Raw genomic sequence first — 2,396 nt, 5'->3', positions numbered from 1 at the left:
AACCCCGCTACCGTCCTTGAGATGTACCGGTCACATGGGGCCCCTCACCCCGAACCGGTCACCGAACGGCGCGACGGCGCGCGCCTGTGCCAGGTCGGGCGGCCAACGGCCCCGTCCGTACACCCCCTCTTTTCCCGGAGGATCAGCGTGCACAGGAAACGGCATGGACTGCGCGGCTCCCTCGCGCTCCTCACGAGCACTCTGCTCGTGGGCGCGGGGCTCGCGTTCACCGCATCCCCACCAGCGGGAGCGGACCAGGCGGAGGAGAAGTTCCAGCAGGTCACGCTCGCCAAGGGCGCGGCCGAGACCGGTGAGCCCATGTCGCTCGCCGTCCTCCCCGACCGCTCGGTGCTGCACACGTCCCGCGACGGCACCCTCCGCCTGACGGACGCGGGCGGCGACACCAAGGTGTCCGGCAAGCTCCCGGTCTACTCGCACGACGAGGAGGGGCTCCAGGGCGTCGGCATCGACCCCGGGTTCGCAGAGAACCGCGCCATCTACCTCTACTACGCACCCCCGATGGACACCCCCGCGGGCGACGCCCCCGAGGAGGGCACGGCGGCCGACTTCGCGAAGTTCGACGGTGTCAACCGCCTCTCCCGCTTCACCCTCAACGCCGACGGCACCCTGAACACCGCCAGCGAGAAGAAGATCCTCGACGTCCCCGCCTCCCGCGGCACCTGCTGCCACGTCGGCGGCGACATCGACTTCGACGCGGACGGCAACCTCTACCTCTCGACCGGCGACGACACCAACCCGTTCGCCTCCGACGGCTTCACCCCCATCGACGAGCGCCCCAACCGCAACCCCGCCTATGACGCGCGCCGTTCCGCGGGCAACACCAACGACCTGCGCGGCAAGATCCTCCGGATCAAGGTGGCCGCGGACGGCTCGTACACCGTCCCGGACGGCAACCTCTTCGCGCCCGGCACCGACAAGACCCGCCCCGAGATCTACGCGATGGGCTTCCGCAATCCGTTCCGGATGAACATCGACAAGCCGACCGGCACGATCTACGTCGGCGACTACGGACCGGACGCGGGCGCCGCCGATCCGAACCGCGGCCCGGCGGGCATGGTCGAGTTCGCGCGCGTCACCAAGCCCGGCAACTTCGGCTGGCCGTACTGCGTCGGCGACAACAAGCCGTACCGCAACTACGACTTCGCCACCGGCACCTCCGGCCCGGCCTTCGACTGCGCCGCGCCGAAGAACACCTCGCGGTACAACACCGGGCTCACCGACCTGCCGCCCGCCCAGCCCGCCTGGATCCCGTACGACGACAACTCGGTGACCGAGTTCGGCACCGGCTCCGAGTCGCCGATGGGCGGCCCGGTCTACCGTTACGACGCCTCACTCGACTCGCCGGTCAAGTTCCCGGAAGGCTACGACGGCGACTTCTTCGCCACCGAGTTCGGCCGCCAGTGGATCAAGCGCATCGAGCAGGGCGCCGACGGCACCGTGGAGAAGATCAACGACTTCCCGTGGACCGGCACTCAAGTGATGGACTCCGCCTTCGGCCCGGACGGCGCGCTGTACGTCCTCGACTACGGGCTCAACTGGTTCGGCGGCGACGAACACTCCGCCCTCTACCGCATCGAGAACGCCACCGACGGCTACTCACCCGTCGCCGAGGCCGCCGCCGACCGTACGTCCGGCAAGGCGCCCATGAAGGTCGCGTTCAGCTCGGCGGGCACCGCCGACGCCGACGGCGACACCCTCACGTACCGCTGGGACTTCGGCGACGGCCACACCGCCACCACCCCCAACCCCACCCACCGGTACACCAAGAACGGCACCTACACCGCCACCGTCACCGCCAGCGACCCCACCGGCCGCAGCGGCAGCGCCAGCGTGCACCTCACGGTCGGCAACACCGCCCCCAAGGTGACGCTGCAACTGCCCGGTGACGGCCAGCTGTTCACCTTCGGTGACGAGGTGCCGTTCAAGGTGAAGGTGACCGACCCCGAGGACCGGACCATCGACTGCGCCAAGGTCAAGGTCACCCACGTCCTCGGCCACGACAGCCACGGCCACCCCATCACCTCGGCCACCGGCTGCTCCGGAACGCTCAAGACCAGCGCCGACAGCGAACACGACCCCAACGCCAACATCTTCGGTGTCTTCGACGCCGAGTACACCGACAACGGCGGGGGCGGCCAGCCCTCGCTGACCACCCACGACCAGAACGTCGTCCAGCCCCGCCACCGCCAGGCCGAGCACTACGACGACTCCCAGGGCGTCGACGTCATCAGCCACACCCCGGCCAACGGCGGCAAGACGGTCGGCAACATCGACAACGGCGACTGGATCGCCTTCACCCCGTATCTCCTCGGCAACGCCAAGGACTTCACCGCACGCGTCTCCTCCGCGGGCGCGGGCGGCACGCTCGAAGTACG

General features: G+C 69.6%; 1 protein-coding gene. It reads left to right on the top strand.

All coding sequences use genetic code 11. The annotated features are described in order from the left end of the window. Positions 1 to 147: 147 nt before the first annotated feature. A partial coding sequence (locus SSOG_RS09625) for a PQQ-dependent sugar dehydrogenase (protein WP_050800291.1) occupies positions 148 to 2,396 on the top strand: 2,249 nt, incomplete at its 3' end.

Origin of the sequence: Streptomyces himastatinicus ATCC 53653 (assembly GCF_000158915.1) — a bacterium.
In the GTDB taxonomy this organism is placed as follows: Bacteria; Actinomycetota; Actinomycetes; order Streptomycetales; family Streptomycetaceae; genus Streptomyces; species Streptomyces himastatinicus.
The sequence above is the reverse complement of the archived record's forward strand: the minus strand, read 5'-3'. Positions and strand labels throughout refer to the sequence as shown.